The following is a 16887-nucleotide window of genomic DNA, read 5'->3' on the forward strand; positions in this document are numbered from 1 at the left end:
ACAGACGAGATACAAACCCCGTCAAAAAACCATCCCGCCAAGCCTGAACCCGGCAACCAATCAGCATCGCAGCCAATTTTTAAAGAGGTTTTCTCAAGAACGAAGGACTTCGTCGCTAGCAGCGCCGCCGCCCTCGTCAGTGAGCGGATGTATAGATTCCACCTCCCAACACGTCAACACTCGATTTCATAAAAAATGAGAAAAACAAACAAGCGACTGAAATTGAAAGGAATTTTTGGCGCGAGTTGATCCACAGGCGCAAATCGGCTGGTTTTGGCCCTTTCCCGATGCCTCCTGGCAGCATGGGCGAGCCAGCGTTTGCAAGGCCCTTGCAGCTTGCTAGTGTCGGCTTCCGTTTGGAGGTTCCCTTATCATGCGCATTCTCGATCAAGCTGCCACTGCCCAGGCTCTCGCCTTTCCTGCCCTCATTAATGCGATTGGCCAGATGTTCGCCGGTTCCTGCGTCATGCCGGTTCGGCACCATCATACTGTAGACGTTCCTGGCGAGAGCCCCGCGACGCTGCTCATCATGCCGGCCTGGCAGCCAGGTGCGTATATAGGTGTCAAACTGGTCTCGGTTTTTCCGGACAATCATATGCGCAGCCTGCCTGCCATTCATGGCAGCTATCTGCTCTCCTCGGGCAAGACAGGAGAACTGCTCGCCGTCATCGATGGGGGCGAGCTCACTGCACGGCGCACGGCCGCAACGTCTGCCCTTGCTGCACGCTATCTGGCGCGGGCCGATGCCTCGACACTGTTGGTCGTCGGGACGGGCCGACTGTCGCTCAATCTGATCGAGGCCCATAGTCAGGTGCGGCCTCTTACAAAGGTGCTGGTCTGGGGCCGTGACATCACCAAGGCCCAAGCGGTGGCGGATGAAGCCATTGCGCTTGGATACTCCGTCGAGGCTGTCGGTGATCTTGAAGCCGCTGCGCGCTCTGCCGACATCATCTCTTGTGCAACCCTGTCCCATTCGCCGCTCATTCGGGGTGGGTGGCTGAAACCCGGCGCCCATCTGGATCTTGTGGGCGCCTTCAAGAAGGATATGCGCGAAAGCGATGACGAGGCCGTGCTGCGAGCCACGCTCTTTGTCGACACGCGCGACGGCGCCTTTGCCGAGGCCGGCGACCTTTTGCAGCCCCTGGAAGCGGGGCTGATCACGCGTGACGATATCAAGGCGGAACTCACCGAGCTCGTAACAGGAGCCTTGCCAGATCGGCAGTCCGATGCGGAGATCACGCTGTTCAAATCGGTGGGGGCAGCGCTCGAAGATCTCGCCGGTGCGATCCTTGCCTATGAAACCGTATCGGGCGGTCCAAGCACGGCATGACGCGACATCATCTACCCACTCTGCCGATCACAGAACGGCTGACCGCGATCAGCGATCATCTCGCCACCGACAACCGGCTCGTGCTTTCGGCTCCGCCCGGCGCTGGCAAGACAACGCTTGTGCCGCTTCATCTGCTGGAGCAGCCCTGGCGGGGTGATGGGCGGATCCTTCTGCTCGAACCACGACGGCTTGCGGCGCGGGCTGCTGCTGCCCGCATGGCGAACCTCATCGGTGAGAGCGTCGGGGCGACCGTCGGCTATCGCATGCGGCTCGACAACCGGATTTCGGCGCAGACCCGCATCGAAGTGGTGACGGAAGGTGTCTTCGTCCGGATGATCCTCGATGATCCCGAACTCTCCGGCATCTGCGCCGTAATCTTCGATGAGTTCCACGAGCGCTCGCTCGACGCCGATTTCGGTCTTGCGCTGGCGCTCGATGCGCAATCGGCGCTGCGTCCGGATCTGAAGATCGTCGTGATGTCGGCGACGCTGGATGTGGAGCGGGTGACGAGCCTGCTGGGCCAGATGCAAGCGGTGATCAGCGAGGGACGCAGCTTTCCGGTGGAGATCCGTTATCGCGATCGGTCCGGCGACGAGCGGATCGAGGACGCCGTGACTTCCGTCATCCTGTCTGCGCTTGCGACCGAAGCCGGGTCCATCCTCGCCTTCCTCCCCGGTCAGGCGGAGATCCGCCGTGTCGCAGAACGGCTGGAAGGCCGCGTGGCGTCCGATGTGATGGTTACACCTCTTTATGGCAATCTGAGCCAGACGGAGCAGGATGCCGCCATTCGCCCGGCGCCCGAGGGGAAACGCAAGGTCGTTTTGTCGACCTCGATTGCGGAAACATCGATCACCATCGACGGCGTGCGCGTGGTGGTCGACAGCGGGTTGCAACGCCTTCCAGTGCATGAGGCCTCCACCGGTATTACCCGGCTGGAGACGGTGCGGGTCTCGCGTGCGTCGGCCGACCAAAGAGCCGGGCGCGCCGGGAGAACCGAGCCGGGCATCGCGATCCGGCTCTGGCATTCCGGGCAGACGGCGGCGCTGCCAGGCTTCACACCGCCGGAAATTCTCGCGACGGATCTGTCCGGGCTTGCCCTCGACATGGCCCATTGGGGCGTCAGCGATCCGACGCAGCTTGCCCTGCTCGACCAGCCACCTGCCGCTGCCCTTAACGAGGCGCGGCAGTTGCTGATTCAACTCGGGGCGCTCGACAGGTCGCTGCAGTTGACGGCGCGGGGTCGGCAGATGCGGGATTTTGGCCTGCCGGCCCGGCTTGCCGCGATGGTGCTGGCGGCAGCCGCGACCGGGGCGGCAAAACCGGCGGCGGAGCTTGCCGTTCTGCTGACGGAGCAAGGACTGGGTGGCAGCAATGTCGATCTCGACGAGCGGCTGCGGCAGTTTCGTCGCGAGGGCGGAGAATGGGCGAAAAATGCGCGCATGCTCGCGTCGCGGCTGGTCGCCGGATTGTCGAGGGGGTCACAGGCTGCTGAGGCAAGCCCTGAAACGGCCGGGACACTTCTTCTGCATGCCTTTCCGGATCGGATCGCCAAACGCCGCGGCGGGCGCGGACGCTTTGTCATGGCGAACGGGCGCGGGGCGGAACTGCCGGAGACGGAGCGGCTGGCCGGGGCCGACATGCTTGTTATCGCCGACCTGACCGGCAAGGCCGCCCAGGCCAGGATCCTGGCGGCCGCCGAGATCGACCGTTCCCAGATTGAAGAAAGCCTGCCGGGCGCAATCCAGACGCAAGACGAGAGCGGATTCGACATGGCGAGCCGCCAGGTACGGGCTCGGCGTGTGACGCGGATCGGTGCCATCGTCCTCGACGAGATCCCCTTGCCCAAACCCAAGGGTGAGGCTGCGGCGCGTGCGCTTTCAGATGGCCTCCGGTCTCTCGGGCTATCGGCTCTCCCGTTTTCGAAGGCTGGCGAGCAATTGCGCCAAAGGCTGGGGTTTCTTTATCGACTACACGGCCCCCCCTGGCCCGACACGAGTGACGAAGGTCTGCTTGCGCGGCTGGAAGACTGGTTCATTCCTTTCCAGAGCGGTGTGGCGGGGCTTCAGGAGATCTCGGCCAATAGCCTGCATGACGGGCTGATGGCCCTGGTGCCGCATGGACTGCAGCGGGAGCTTGAGCGCCAGGCGCCGACCCATTTTACGGCACCGACGGGGCAAGCACATCCCATCCGCTACGACGGAGCAGAGCCTGTGTTGCAGATCCGCGTGCAGGAACTCTTCGGCTTGCGGAGCCATCCGGCAATCGGCGGCGGCAAATTGCCACTGCTCCTGGAGTTGACGTCGCCGGCTCATCGACCCATTCAGACGACACGGGACTTGCCCGGGTTCTGGGCAGGCTCGTGGCGCGATGTGCGGGCGGACATGCGCGGCCGCTATCCCAAACACCCCTGGCCGGACGATCCGGCATCGGCCGAGCCAACCACCCGCGCCAAGCCACGCGGCACCTGAGCCGTGACAGAGAGAGGCATCTGCGAATGAACATGGACCTTGCGACCAAATTCGGTCCTTCCAGCCGGCGGCTGCGACTGGAGACCCTGGTCAGACTGCGTTGGGTTGCTGTTGCGGGACAGTTGCTGACGGTCGTTCTTGTCGCCTACTGGTTCGATTTCTCGATGCCCCTGATGACCTGCCTGGGATTGGTCGCGGCACTTGCCGCGGCCAACTCCCTGCTTTCCGTCGCCTTCCCCGCAACCTACCGTCTTGAACCAGCCGCTGCCTTTGCCGTTCTGTCGCTCGACCTTTTCCAGATGGGCGCGCTGCTGTTCATTACAGGCGGGCTCAGCAATCCCTTTGCACCGCTGATCTGCATCCCCGTCATCATCTCATTCGCCTCGCAGCCCAACCGGCATTCCATAGCGCTCTTCGTTACCGCACTTGCCTTCATCACGCTTCTCGCCTTCACCCCCTTTCCCCTGCCCTGGTTCGAAGGCCGGACGCCGGAGGTTCATCCGCTGCTGCAACTCGGGATGTGGAGTTCGATCGTCTCGATGATGGCCTTCGCGGCCTTCTATGCGTACCGGGTTTCGCAGGAGGCAACGCTTCTTGCCGATGCGCTGACCGCAACAGAGCTGATCTTGCAGCGCGAGAAGCATCTTCACCAGCTCGACGGCCTGGCAGCCGCAGCCGCGCATGAGCTGGGTACGCCGCTTGCGACGATCAGCGTGGTCGCAAAAGAAATGGAGCGGGAACTGGGGGAAGACGAACGCTACCGCGAGGACGTACAACTCTTGCGCAGCCAGAGCGAACGATGCCGTGACATTCTGAGGCGCCTGACAACGCTGGCATCCGAGGGCGAGGCGCATATGCGCGAGATGCCGCTTTCGTCCCTTATAGAAGAGGTTATCGCCCCGCATCGCGAATTCGGCATCAAGGTCGATTTGATCGAATTGGCAAGCCGCGCCGGCGAACCGGTGGGGACCCGCAATCCGGCGATTCTCTACGGCCTTGGTAATCTTCTCGAAAATGCGGTCGACTATGCGCGTTCGAAGGTCACCGTTACCGTCGATCATTCGCCCACCCAGGTTACCGTGGCCATTGAGGATGATGGCAACGGTTTTTCGCCGGGGGTGTTGCAACGGATCGGCGAGCCCTATGTTACCAGCAGGCAGAGCGACTCCAGGGCCGGAGGGCTGGGGCTCGGTCTGTTCATCGCCAAGACCCTGCTGGAACGCTCCGGCGCAAGCCTGCAGTTCCAGAATGGCGAAACGTCGGGATCCGGGGCCAGGGTCGTCGTGCAATGGCCTCGCGAGTTCATGGAGGCGGACACGCCCTTATGAACGCATATGACTTTACCCCCTCGGCTTTCCTCGCCATAACATCGCGAGCAGAGGCCAATCACAGTCTCAAGGTTGTCGAACATGACTGATGCCGCATCCACCAACGCGAAGGCGACTTCGCAGAACGAGGTCCATGATCTGGGCCCAGACCCGACGCTGCTGATCGTCGATGACGATGCTCCGTTCCTGCGTCGTCTGGCGCGTGCCATGGAGAGCCGCGGCTTTACAGTCGATCTCGCCGGGTCGGTTGCCGAAGGCATTGCCAAGGCCAAGGAAGCGCCGCCGAGTTATGCGGTCGTCGACCTCAGGCTCGGTGACGGCACGGGGCTTGACGTCATCGAAGCGATCCGGGAGCGTCGCTCCGACACCCGCATCATTGTACTGACCGGATATGGAAACATCGCAACTGCGGTTACCGCGGTCAAACTCGGCGCGCTCGATTATCTGGCAAAGCCGGCCGACGCGGATGATATCTTCCTGGCACTGACACAGCGGCCGGGTGAGAAGGCCGAAATCCCGGAAAATCCCATGTCGGCGGACAGGGTGCGCTGGGAGCATATCCAGCGCGTCTACGAAAGCTGCGAGCGCAATGTGTCTGAAACCGCACGGCGGCTCAACATGCATCGTCGGACACTGCAGCGGATCCTCGCAAAACGGGCGCCGAAATAGACCCTGTTAAAGCGGTGTGCGGGCAGCCCATTCGGCAAGCATCAGCCGCTGGGCTGCCGTTCTCGAGAACTCCAGGGTAACGGCCTTCCGGGTTGCTGGGGCAAGCCGGTGCTCGGGTGCTTCCCGATGCATGTGACCGGCATAGCCATCCGAGAGAAGAAGCCCGCAATCCTCCGGGAAAATTTCCAAAGGAACTCCGGGATGCGTGGCGAAGAAAAGACGGTCACAGTAGTGCCGATAGTCGGGCCATTTTCTGTCGACCTTAAAGTCCTCGATCGAGGATTTGATCTCGATGATCCAGATCTCGCCCTTTTCAGACAGAGCGATAAGGTCTGCACGGCGGCCATTCGACAAGGTCAATTCGGGCAGCATCGCGAATCGCAAATTCGCCAACAGCACCTGCACGCCGCGGCGCACCATCATGGCGCGATCGGACTGACGGCCATCAATTAACGGATTGTTAGTGGAAACAGAAAGTAAAGTCATGAATAGGTCCTGCGGGGCCGGGCTTCATGTTGCAAAAAAACAATGACGCGTCATTTTGCACCGCCGAAGACATTCGACGGATACGTGGCCCTTGCATGGGCGACATTAATCCAAAATAAACCATAATCACAGATGGTCACGACACCATCTTCCAGCCAACATTGATGAGCCCCCCATGCGCTTCCGCACACTTTCGATCGCGATCGGCCTTCTGGCAACCGTCGGCCTCGCGAGCTGCACGACGACATCCGGCGAGACCGACAAGGTTGCCGAAACCACCAAGGTCCAGATTTTCAGTGACGCGTATGGGAATGTGACCGATGCAGGCTTCGCCCTGCCGGCGATCCCGATCCAGAAGGTCGACAAGAAATTCCACCGGCAGATCGTCGATTACAAGACGAGCGAGAAGCCCGGCACGATCGTCGTGAACACCCGCGAACGCTTCCTGTATTATGTCCTGCCGCGCGGCCAGGCCGTTCGCTACGGCATCGGCGTTGGCAAGCAGGGTTTTGCCTGGGAAGGTGAAGCCTATATCGCATGGAAGCAGGAATGGCCGACCTGGCATCCGCCGAAGGAAATGGCCGAGCGCAAGCCCGAGATCGCACGCTATGTCGAAAAGGGCATGGATCCCGGCCTGAAGAATCCGCTCGGTGCCCGCGCCATGTATCTCTTCAACGACAAGGGTCAGGACACGCTCTTCCGTCTGCACGGGACGCCGGAATGGGCATCGATCGGTACGGCTGCATCGTCCGGCTGCATTCGCTTGATGAACCAGGACGTCATCGACCTCTACAACCGCGTCAAGCCCGGCCGCAGCGCCAAGGTCATCGTCCAGCAGTAAGACGACCATCACGGACGCAAAATTCAAAGGCCATCGGATCGATCCGGTGGCCTTTTTGCTGTGTCATCTCAAGTCCGAATTAGGCCGACGCCTGGGCCTTCAGTTCAAGACGGCGACGGTGCAGAACCGGCTCGGTATAGCCGTTCGGCTGCTCCCTGCCCTTCAACACGAGTTCCAGGGCGGCCTGGAATGCGATGGAGCCATCGTAATCTGCGGCCATCGGACGGTGGGCCGCATCACTTTCGTTTTGCCGATCCACGACAACCGCCATGCGCTTCATCGTTTCCTCAACCTGATCCTTCGTGATGACACCATGGTGCAGCCAGTTGGCCATATGCTGGGCCGAAATGCGCAGGGTCGCCCTATCTTCCATCAGGCCGATATTGTTGATGTCCGGAACCTTGGAGCAGCCAACACCCTGGTCGATCCAGCGCACGACATAGCCGAGAATCCCTTGCGCGTTGTTGTCGAGTTCGCGCTGGATCTCTTCCGGGGTCCAGTTCGGCCGGGTTGCGACCGGCACGGAGAGGATGTCGGCGAGCTTGGCGCGCGGACGGGACTTCAGGACCTTCTGTACCTCCGCGACGTTGACGCTGTGGTAGTGCGTGGCGTGCAGGGTCGCGGCCGTCGGAGACGGAACCCAGGCGGTGTTGGCGCCTGCCTTCGGATGCGCGATCTTCTGCTCGAGCATGGCCGCCATTAGGTCCGGCATGGCCCACATGCCCTTGCCGATCTGGGCGTGGCCGGAGAGGCCGCATTCCAGACCGATGTCGACGTTCCAGTTCTCATAGGCCGATATCCAGGCCGCCTGCTTCATGTCGCCCTTGCGGATCATCGGCCCGGCTTCCATCGAGGTATGGATCTCGTCACCGGTGCGATCGAGGAAACCGGTATTGATGAAGACGACGCGCTCCCGGGCAGCACGGATGCATTCCTTGAGGTTGACCGTGGTGCGGCGCTCCTCGTCCATGATGCCCATCTTGATGGTGTTGGGTGCCATGCCGACCAGTTCTTCTACCGCCGAGAAGATCTCGCAGGCGAAGGCCACCTCTTCCGGGCCATGCATCTTGGGCTTCACGACATACATGGAGCCGGCGCGGGAGTTCTTGCGGCGGCCGTTCGTGCCGATATCGTGCAGCGCGATGAGAGCGGTGATCGCCGCATCCATGATGCCTTCCGGCACTTCTTTGCCGTGGCGGTCGATGATCGCCGGATTTGTCATGAGGTGACCGACATTGCGCACCAGCATCAGGGAACGGCCGGGCAAGGTGACGGCCTTGCCATCTGTGCCCGTCAAGGTGACGTCATCGCTCAACGCGCGCGTGAAGGTCTTGCCGCCCTTCGAGACTTCCTCGGTCAGGTCACCCTTCATCAGACCGAGCCAGTTTGAATAGACGGTCACCTTGTCTTCCGCATCGACGGCGGCCACGGAATCCTCGCAGTCCATGATGGTGGTGAGCGCCGATTCGAGGCCGACATCAGCGATGCTGGCAGGGTCATCCTTACCGATCAGGCTGTCTGGATCGATGAAGACCAGGGTATGCAAACCGTTCGTGCGGAAATAGAGGCGGTAGGCCTGATCGTTTTCGCGCTTGAAGCCGACATACTGGGCAGGATTGGCAAGGCCGGTACGGCCGGCGGCAGTATCGACAAAGAGCGCACCGTTCTCGAATTCGAAGCCTGTGGCATCGGCCCACTGGCCGCCGGCCAGCGGCAAACTCTTGTCGAGGAAGGACTTTGCCCAAGCGATGACCTTGGCGCCGCGAACGGGATTGTAGCCCTTGCCCTTTTCCGCACCATCAGCCTCGGAAATCACATCCGTCCCATAGAGCGCATCGTAGAGCGAGCCCCAGCGGGCATTGGCAGCATTCAGCGCATAGCGGGCATTCATCACGGGGACGACGAGCTGCGGGCCGGCAATCGTCGAGATCTCCGGGTCGACATTGGCCGTCTCGATCTTGAAGTCGGGGCCTTCGGGCAGGAGGTAGCCGATGTCACGCAGGAAGCCTTCATAGGCTGCTAGATCCGAGGGAGCGCCGTTCTTGCGGTACCATGAGTCGATATCGGCCTGCAGGGCATCGCGCCTCGCGAGCAAAGCACGGTTCTTCGGGGCCAGATCATTCACGATCTTCGAGAAGCCGGCGAGGAATGCTTCGGCTTCGACCTCCGTTCCCGGGATCGCCTGGTTGACGATGAAATCGTAGAGACGCTTGTCGATCGAAAGACCGTGGGTTTCAATTGATGTCATGACGTCACTCCTCGCACTGATATCGTTGTCGCATCGCAGCATCGCTGAAACGCATTTTCAGTCAATCCGTTACAAATACGAAATATTGTTTCCAAAATCGAAAGCTAGCTTCGAGCGTTTCTTGGGCGTCCGGTGGCTGTGGCCGTAATGCGCGCTTCGACAAGCTTACGTCGCCCCTCGATCTCTGGCGCATCGAGTTGCTCCTTGAGGATCAAGAGGACATCGCCTGCCCCGCTCGCCTCGGCTCTTGCCCGGGCCAGTTGGCTCGCCCGCTCACGGGCCTTTTCTAGCGCTGCGTCCTCATCGGTTACCCGCTCACTGTCGCCTCCACCCGTGATGATGAAGAGGCCCTCTTCCGGCGAACTTACCGTTATTTCGACACTGCTACGGACCTGGCCGACCACGGCACCCACGGCGTTGGCTACATCAGCATCATCGGGGACCGCGAAGTCAGAGGTCAGCATTTCGGCAATGGCTGGGTAGTAGACGCCGGCCGATGCGCCGAGGCCGATGAGCGGACGATCGAGCGTCAGGTTGAAGCGCGCTATCCCCGCTTCGCGCTTCAACGCGCGGTCGATCAACACTGACCGCGCGGGATCGATATCGGCCAGTCCATCCTCTGCAAGGACCGCAGACAGAATGACTTCCGCCGACTGGCGTGTGAGGCGGTCGACGATGAGCCTGGCAAGGATATCCGGCGCCGACGCAATCGGCTGACCGGAGCCATCCTTCTGGCGGGTCGCCAGCATCATGCCTAATTCCGCTGCGTTGCGATCCCATTGCCCCTGCCTGCCGAGCACATGCATGGCATCGGACGGCGTAAGTCCGCAGATATGGACAAGGCCGCGGGCGACAAGACGGTCGAGGGTTGCCTTCTGCTGAGTGAAGCTGATCAGTTGGTCGAGCGGCAACGGCACCGAACCGATTTTCTCGAAAAGGGCCGCCTCCTGCGGCTGCAAACCGGCTGCAAGGTGATCAGGCACACCAGTCCGAACCGCGAAACGCCCGTCGTGCCGTCCGAGATGCGGCGCGCGCAGCTGCCGCTCAAGGGCATCGGTGATGGCGGTTCCATAAAGAGCTGCAGCAAGGCTCAAGGGCACGAGACGGCGCGGGCCGAGTTCGATTTTGGCGGCGAGGCCGCGATCGTCGAAGCGGACTTCCGAATCGCCACCAAGGCCGAAGGTGCGCATGGCCACGGCTTCCACCATGGTCCGGTAGCCACCAACCACGGCTCCGTCCTGATCCAGGCGGGGCAATCCCGCTTCCATAACCGCGACATCCGTCGTGGTACCGCCGATGTCAGAGACGACGGCATCGTCGAGACCGGTCAAATGTCGTGCGCCGACGAGGCTCGCGGCCGGCCCGGAGAGAATGGTTTCGATTGGCCGCAACCGGGCTTCGGCGGCCGAGATCAGCGCGCCATCACCCCGAACGACCATCAGCGGCGCATGAATGCCGCGCTCCAGAAGATAGCGTTCCGCCGAGCCGATCAGGCGGTCGATCATCGCGACCAGTCGGGCGTTCAGAAGCGTGGTCAGCGCCCGTCGCGGCCCGCCAAGCTTTGAGGAAAGCTCGTGGCTGCAAGTGACGGGCAGGCCCGAATGCCGGCGAATGATGTCACGCGCCCGTTGCTCATGTGCTGGATTGCGGACGGCGAAATAGCCAGCGATCGCGAAGGATGAGACATTGGCCGAAAGCTCCGGCAGTGCGGCTTCCAGCGCCGCCGAATCAAAAGGCGTTTCGTTACCGTGGACATCGTGCCCGCCAGCGATGAAAAGGACGGGATCATTGCCAAGTGCGTCGGCCAGGCCGTCACGCTTCAGGTCTTCGGGGCCGAAACCGATCATGATCAGGCCGGCGCGACCGCCCTGCCCTTCTACAAGCGCATTGGTCGCGAGCGTCGTTGACAGCGAGACGAGGCCGATCACCGAGGGATCGATCGCCGATTCGGACAGCACGCTTTCGAGCGCGCCGGAAATGCCGATCGACAGGTCGTGGCGGGTGGTGAGCGACTTCGCCTTCGCGATAATCCCATGCGTCTCGCTGTAGATCACGGCGTCCGTGTAGGTGCCGCCGGTATCAATGCCCAGCATGTAATCGGATGTCACGCAGTCTTCCCCTTAATGCCCGCCGGTTTGGCGCCACGTCCCTTATGGCACAGCCCTCGGCCCGATTTCCAGCGAAGGAGCGGCAGGATGACGCCGCATTACGGCTTGCGCGGGGTGATCCGCATGGGTAGCCCGCCGGCGGGCTGGGTTGTGAGCTTCTGTACAGGCCAGGGTTTCGTCTGTGGCGTCGTTTCGAACCGGTACTTCTGCATCAGAACGGCAAGCGCAATCACCGCTTCCTGCAGGGCAAAGGTCGCGCCGATGCAGACCCGCGGACCTGCCCCGAAGGGCAGATACTGGAAACGGCCGATCTTCTCCCGCTCGCCGGGCAGAAAACGGGAAGGATCGAAGATCCGCGGCCGGTCCCAATAGAGTTCGTGGCGATGGAGCGTCCAGGGCATGACGAGTACGGTCGTGCCCTTGGCGATCTCCACCACCTCACCATTGGGCGCCGTATAACGATCATCGGCGATCGCATCTCGGTTGATTGAAGGCGCCGGCGGATAGAGCCGCATCGCTTCCTCAAAAGAGGCCCGCACATTTGGCATCTGGTCGAGCCACTCCACCGGATCTGCGCCAGACGCAATCACCGTATCGATCTCTTGCTCCATGGCATCCCGAACATCGGGGCTATGCGCGACACAATAAAGCGTCCACGCAAGTGCCCGCGCCGTGGTCTCGTGACCTGCCCCGATGAAAGTCAGGATGTTGTCTTCAATCTCTTCCGGGGTCAGCCCGTCAGGACCTTCCAGTTCGAGCAGAAGCGTGAGGAAGTCGTCCGGTGCCTTTTCCCGATCCGTCTGGATCATCGTCCGGCGCTGATCCATCGTGCGGCGAACGAGGTCGCGGAACTTGCGCAAAACACCAAGGCCGCGAAGGCGTGTCAGGCGCGGAATCCATTTGGGCGCTCTCAGCAGATCGAAAGGATCGATACGTCCCATGCTATGCAGGAGATCGTCGACATCCTTGGCAAAATCACCCTTCTCGGAAACGATGCCGCCGGAGAACAGGGTTTCGGAGAGGATCGCATAGGTGAGTTCCGTCATGTCGACGGCGATATCGCGAACCACGCCATCCCCGTTGGACCTGTAACGATCAAGAAAGAGTTCGCTTTGCTCTCGCATCTGGCGAGCGAAACCGCGCGCATGGCGCGGGGTGAAGACGGGCGCCATGGCTTTGCGGGAGCGTTTCCAGACGGGACCTTCCGCCGTCAGCAGGCCATCGCGCAGAATGGGCCTGAGCACGAGCTGTCGGATCTCCGACATTTCGTAGTTCGCCGCATTGTCGACGAGCACATGGCGGATCAGTCCGGGGTCATTGGCGATGATGGTGGTCTGGCCGAAGAAACGAGTGACAATCCACGGCCATGTGTAGGACGGAAGCCCCCAGAGTTCGAGCGGGTTTTTCAAGACAGTACGGATGATTTCCAGTCGGCTGGGCGTCACGGTGCGCGGAACCGGTGCCGGTGGCTCGAAGCCTGCCCTCTTGGGAATACCATCCATGTCTCGCTCCTTAGGGCGTCAGGCCCCTTCAGGAGTTAGAGCAGGCCCTCCAGCTCGTCCAGTCGATCATTGATGAGCCATCCATAATAGTTCTCTTCCGGCCAATTGGCCGCACCGCCCGCCTTGCGTGCGGCGAGCGCCCTTGCCCGCTGCTGCGAACCGCCGATGTTGAAGAGTGTTGCGGTCACACCGGGATTGCTGGAGATATCGACATTGGCGATCGACTTGTAGTCGTCGATGGACTTGCGGATCACTGCTGCCATGTAGGCCAGCGAAATGTCCGGATCCATGATGGCCTTGTAAACGCCAGCGGCATCCGTTTCGTCCAGCTTCGGATAGCCGGACTTCTCGTGCACGAGGTCGGACAACATCAGGGCCGTCAGAGGGTTGATCTGCCCAAGGCCAAACGTCTGGCCGGCGTAGAAAGGCTGGAAGAAAACAGCGCTGAAGCGATTGTTTGGGAAGGAGGTGCCGCCCACCGACTTCCCGCGAAAGCGGTCCTGCCAGACATCTTCTCGGCAGGTCCACAGACGGTAGGAGTCGGTGAACTGGTCACATTCGGCAAATTCAGGTCGCTTTACAAAGGTCGCGATGCCTTCGTCCTTATATGCAAAGCGAAAGCTGTTGCCGGCATAGGATGCAGCCTTCACATAATAGCTTTGCAGGCTGTCATAGGCGTCGACGTTGTAGGTGTGCTCTCCAACGATGGCGCCGATCATGTGAATCGGCGCGATGCCATAGGCGGCAGCCGTCTTCTTGATCTTGCCCATCAGGGCAGAATCCGTGCGCAGAAGATCACGCACCTTTTCATATTTCAGGTCGAAACTGGTCTTGCCGGCCTTGGTGCGGCGGACTGAAGCGCCGGGTATAGGAGGCTGCTCGACATTCCGGTTGCCGGGCGGCACCTTGTCGGCAGCAAGCGAAACCGTGGAACCCGCACCCAATAGAGTGAGGGCAAGAATGATGATCCTGGTGATGCCTAGCACGATGCGCTGTCCCTGGACGCCTGTCCTTGAGCCGACATAGGCGGATTCGCCCGTCCGACAGCGTCAGTCCTTACATAAGTGTCGACTGCATTGTCGACCTGGGCCGCTCTCACTTTGTCGACAACGGAAGAGTGAAAGCGGCCAATAGATGCACAAAGATCACAGGATATAGCGGCTGAGGTCCGTGTCGCTGGCGAGGTCACCGACATGTTTCTGGACATAGGCGGAATCGATCATCAAAGCCGAGCCGCCCCGATCGGGTGCGTGGAACGAGATCTCGTCGAGAACACGTTCCATGACCGTTTGGAGACGACGGGCGCCGATATTCTCGACCGTCTCGTTGAGGCGAACCGCGACATCGGCCAGGGCATCGATGGCATCCTCGGTGAACTCCAGATCGAGTTCTTCGGTTTTCATCAATGCAATGTATTGGCGGATGAGGCTGGCCTCGGTTTCCGTCAGGATGCGGCGGAAATCTTCCTTCGACAGAGGCTTCAGTTCGACGCGGATCGGAAGGCGGCCCTGCAACTCCGGAAGAAGGTCCGAAGGCTTCGACACATGGAAGGCACCGGAAGCGATAAAGAGGATATGGTCGGTCTTCACCGGACCATACTTGGTCGCAACAGTTGTGCCTTCGACCAGGGGCAAGAGGTCGCGCTGCACGCCCTCACGGGAGACCCCGGCACCCATGGCACCTTCGCGCGCTGCGATCTTGTCGATTTCGTCGAGGAACACGATTCCGTCGTTCTCGACCGAACGAACCGCTTCCCGCTGAATGATCTCGTTGTCGATCAGCTTGTCGGATTCGTCGCGGATCAGATCGCCGTAGGAAGCCTTGACCGTGGTGCGGACCTTCTTGGTACGGTTACCCATCGCCTTGCCGAACATTTCGGACAGATTGAGGATACCGATATTGGCGCCGGGCATGCCGGGAACTTCGAAGCCGGGCGCGCCGGAACCGCTGTCGGCCACCTCGATATCGATTTCCTTGTCATCCAGTTCGCCGTTGCGCAGCTTCTTGCGGAAGCTGTCACGGGTGGCCGGAGACGCCGTTGCGCCAACGAGCGCATCGAGAACGCGCTCTTCAGCAAGGGCGTGCGCCTTGGCCTGAACTTCCTGACGTTTCTTGTCGCGAACCAGCACAATGCCGATTTCCACTAGATCGCGGATGATCTGCTCGACATCGCGGCCGACATAGCCCACTTCGGTGAACTTCGTCGCTTCCACCTTGATGAAGGGTGCGCCGGCCAGCTTTGCCAGGCGGCGGGAAATTTCGGTCTTGCCGACGCCGGTCGGCCCGATCATCAGGATGTTCTTCGGCATGACCTCGTCACGGAGATCTTCCGAGAGCTGCTGCCGGCGCCAGCGATTGCGCAATGCGATCGCAACCGCGCGCTTGGCGTCGTGCTGGCCGATAATGTGACGGTCGAGTTCGGATACGATCTCGCGCGGGGAAAAATTGGTCATCTGGTTTGCTCCTGATGATCCTTGGATTGGATCATCGCATGGGTTTTCGTCGCTCGGCCTGCCCAAGGTCAGGCGGCGTCGAGCGATTCAATGACGATGTTGCCGTTGGTGTAGACGCAGATATCACCGGCGATGGTCAAAGCGCGGCGGGCAATGTCTTCGGCCGATCGGTCGCTGTCCATCAGTGCTCTGGCTGCTGCGTAGGCGTAGTTCCCGCCGGAGCCGATCGCGATCGTGCCGTGCTCGGGTTCGAGAACGTCGCCATTGCCGGTAATCGCCAAAGTAATGCTCTTGTCTGCAACGAGCATCATAGCCTCGAGATTGCGCAGATACTTGTCGGTGCGCCAATCCTTGGCGAGCTCGACGGCAGCCCGCATCAACTGGCCGGGATACTGCTCCAGCTTCTTCTCAAGCCGGTCAAGGAGCGTGAAGGCATCGGCGGTCGCACCCGCAAAACCGGCGATCACATCGCCACCCTTGCCGATTCGGCGTACCTTGCGGGCATTGCCCTTCATGACCGTCTGGCCGAGGCTCACCTGGCCATCGCCGGCCATCACCACCTGGCCATCCTTGCGCACGGTTATAATTGTCGTCATTCGTCACCTGTTCGCCCGCCTCGCGGGCCTTGGTTCTGGCAGATGCCTGCCGATTTGTCGGATCCTATGTAAGTTGGCTTTCGACGATTGCAATCTTGCGCCAGCGCTGCCGCATGCGCCTTGCGGCAACGCAATGTAACTTCTGGATATTTGTCCGCCCTGCTGGTATGGGAGGGCCGTTATTTCCATGGAGCGGCCAGATGGCAGAACGTAAAGGCGAGATTTCCCGCAAGACCAACGAAACGTCGGTCTCGGTTTCCGTCCATATCGACGGCACCGGCAAGGGCAAGATTTCGACCGGGGTCGGCTTCTTCGACCACATGCTGGACCAGCTCTGCCGCCATTCGCTGATCGACATGGATATCGAGGCGAAGGGCGACCTGCATATCGATGACCACCACACGGTGGAGGACACCGGCATTGCGCTTGGCCAGGCGATTTCCAAGGCGCTGGGCGACCGCAAGGGCATCACACGTTACGCCTCGATCGACCTGGCCATGGACGAGACCATGACCAAGGCGGCCATAGACGTATCGGGCCGACCGTTCCTCGTCTGGAATGTGGCGTTCAGCGCGCCGAAGATCGGCACCTTCGACACGGAACTGGTTCGCGAGTTCTTCCAAGCGCTGGCACAGAATGGGGGGATCACGCTGCACGTGCTGAACCATTACGGCGCCAACAACCATCACATCGCTGAGACCTGTTTCAAGGCGGTGGCGCGGGCGCTGCGCACCGCGACTGAAATCGATCCGCGGCAGGCAAACCAAATTCCCTCCACCAAGGGCACCCTGGTTTAAGGGCATGCTCTCCTAAGAGAGCGCGCGACCTTGCTCCGGTTGAGGTGTTGACCTCATCCGT

At 61.0% G+C, this 16887-nt stretch carries 14 protein-coding genes; 7 read left to right on the forward strand and 7 right to left on the reverse strand.

The features are described from left to right. The 5 genes from DFO46_RS24050 to DFO46_RS16910 form a co-directional block, all read left to right on the forward strand. Positions 1–192: hypothetical protein (locus DFO46_RS24050; protein WP_210210641.1), on the forward strand; the 192-nt coding region annotated here is incomplete at its 5' end. A gap of 181 nt (positions 193–373) precedes the next feature. Next, positions 374–1330: an ornithine cyclodeaminase family protein gene (locus DFO46_RS16895; RefSeq protein ID WP_120278297.1), complete on the forward strand. Its 957-nt coding sequence runs from the start codon at positions 374–376 to the stop codon at positions 1328–1330. Next, the gene (gene hrpB / locus DFO46_RS16900; protein ID WP_120278298.1) at positions 1327–3798 is read left to right on the forward strand and encodes an ATP-dependent helicase HrpB; all 2472 of its coding nucleotides are present in this window, start codon (positions 1327–1329) and stop codon (positions 3796–3798) included. The genes DFO46_RS16895 and hrpB overlap by 4 nt, the downstream gene beginning before the upstream one ends. 26 nt (positions 3799–3824) lie before the next feature. Beyond that, entirely contained in the window at positions 3825–5126 is a 1302-nt protein-coding gene (locus DFO46_RS16905; protein WP_110791431.1) for an ActS/PrrB/RegB family redox-sensitive histidine kinase, read from the forward strand. Between the two features lie 81 nt (positions 5127–5207). After that, positions 5208–5795, forward strand: a complete 588-nt coding sequence (locus DFO46_RS16910; RefSeq protein WP_110791430.1) for an ActR/PrrA/RegA family redox response regulator transcription factor — start codon at positions 5208–5210, stop codon at positions 5793–5795. Between the two features lie 6 nt (positions 5796–5801). On the opposite strand, the gene DFO46_RS16915 is transcribed toward DFO46_RS16910, so the two are convergent. Then, positions 5802–6281 carry an MmcB family DNA repair protein gene (locus DFO46_RS16915; protein WP_110791429.1) on the reverse strand — a complete coding sequence of 160 codons (480 nt, stop codon included), beginning with the start codon at positions 6279–6281 and terminating at the stop codon, positions 5802–5804. 175 nt (positions 6282–6456) lie between these two features. Here DFO46_RS16915 and DFO46_RS16920 point away from each other — a divergent pair, with 175 nt between their 5' ends. Beyond that, the gene (locus DFO46_RS16920; RefSeq protein ID WP_110791428.1) at positions 6457–7122 is read left to right on the forward strand and encodes a L,D-transpeptidase; all 666 of its coding nucleotides are present in this window, start codon (positions 6457–6459) and stop codon (positions 7120–7122) included. 79 nt (positions 7123–7201) lie between these two features. Here DFO46_RS16920 and DFO46_RS16925 read toward each other — a convergent pair whose 3' ends face one another. From DFO46_RS16925 to hslV, 6 genes are all read right to left on the reverse strand, one after another. Then, entirely contained in the window at positions 7202–9370 is a 2169-nt protein-coding gene (locus DFO46_RS16925) for a malate synthase G (protein WP_183041946.1), read from the reverse strand. A gap of 104 nt (positions 9371–9474) precedes the next feature. Beyond that, positions 9475–11478, reverse strand: coding sequence for a hydantoinase/oxoprolinase family protein (locus DFO46_RS16930; protein WP_120278300.1), 2004 nt, complete (start codon positions 11476–11478; stop codon positions 9475–9477). A gap of 98 nt (positions 11479–11576) precedes the next feature. Further along, complete coding sequence (locus tag DFO46_RS16935) at positions 11577–12980, reverse strand: cytochrome P450 (protein ID WP_120278301.1); 1404 nt, start codon at positions 12978–12980, stop codon at positions 11577–11579. A 35-nt stretch (positions 12981–13015) separates the two neighbouring features. After that, positions 13016–13945 (reverse strand): DUF1402 family protein, encoded by a 930-nt coding sequence (locus DFO46_RS16940; RefSeq protein WP_245422652.1) that lies wholly within the window; start codon positions 13943–13945, stop codon positions 13016–13018. A 180-nt stretch (positions 13946–14125) separates the two neighbouring features. Next, positions 14126–15433, reverse strand: a complete 1308-nt coding sequence (hslU, locus tag DFO46_RS16945; protein ID WP_120278302.1) for an ATP-dependent protease ATPase subunit HslU — start codon at positions 15431–15433, stop codon at positions 14126–14128. A 68-nt stretch (positions 15434–15501) separates the two neighbouring features. Further along, positions 15502–16029 carry an ATP-dependent protease subunit HslV gene (gene hslV / locus DFO46_RS16950; protein ID WP_120278303.1) on the reverse strand — a complete coding sequence of 176 codons (528 nt, stop codon included), beginning with the start codon at positions 16027–16029 and terminating at the stop codon, positions 15502–15504. A gap of 200 nt (positions 16030–16229) precedes the next feature. On the opposite strand from hslV, the gene hisB reads away from it, so the two are divergent. After that, the gene (gene hisB, locus DFO46_RS16955; protein ID WP_120278304.1) at positions 16230–16826 is read left to right on the forward strand and encodes an imidazoleglycerol-phosphate dehydratase HisB; all 597 of its coding nucleotides are present in this window, start codon (positions 16230–16232) and stop codon (positions 16824–16826) included. Positions 16827–16887: the final 61 nt, after the last annotated feature.

This window comes from Rhizobium sp. AG855 (genome assembly GCF_003610655.1).
Lineage (GTDB): Bacteria > Pseudomonadota > Alphaproteobacteria > Rhizobiales > Rhizobiaceae > Allorhizobium > Allorhizobium wuzhouense.

What these genes read in the sequence shown, in the direction of transcription:
- hslU (WP_120278302.1), bottom strand. Translation starts at nt 15,433, where the DNA reads ATGACCAATTTTTCCCCGCGCGAGATCGTATCCGAACTCGACCGTCAC.
- hisB (WP_120278304.1), top strand. Translation starts at nt 16,230, where the DNA reads ATGGCAGAACGTAAAGGCGAGATTTCCCGCAAGACCAACGAAACGTCG.
- DFO46_RS16905 (WP_110791431.1), top strand. Translation starts at nt 3,825, where the DNA reads ATGAACATGGACCTTGCGACCAAATTCGGTCCTTCCAGCCGGCGGCTG.
- hslV (WP_120278303.1), bottom strand. Translation starts at nt 16,029, where the DNA reads ATGACGACAATTATAACCGTGCGCAAGGATGGCCAGGTGGTGATGGCC.
- DFO46_RS16925 (WP_183041946.1), bottom strand. Translation starts at nt 9,370, where the DNA reads ATGACATCAATTGAAACCCACGGTCTTTCGATCGACAAGCGTCTCTAC.
- DFO46_RS16935 (WP_120278301.1), bottom strand. Translation starts at nt 12,980, where the DNA reads ATGGATGGTATTCCCAAGAGGGCAGGCTTCGAGCCACCGGCACCGGTT.
- DFO46_RS16920 (WP_110791428.1), top strand. Translation starts at nt 6,457, where the DNA reads ATGCGCTTCCGCACACTTTCGATCGCGATCGGCCTTCTGGCAACCGTC.
- DFO46_RS16915 (WP_110791429.1), bottom strand. Translation starts at nt 6,281, where the DNA reads ATGACTTTACTTTCTGTTTCCACTAACAATCCGTTAATTGATGGCCGT.
- hrpB (WP_120278298.1), top strand. Translation starts at nt 1,327, where the DNA reads ATGACGCGACATCATCTACCCACTCTGCCGATCACAGAACGGCTGACC.
- DFO46_RS16895 (WP_120278297.1), top strand. Translation starts at nt 374, where the DNA reads ATGCGCATTCTCGATCAAGCTGCCACTGCCCAGGCTCTCGCCTTTCCT.
- DFO46_RS16910 (WP_110791430.1), top strand. Translation starts at nt 5,208, where the DNA reads ATGACTGATGCCGCATCCACCAACGCGAAGGCGACTTCGCAGAACGAG.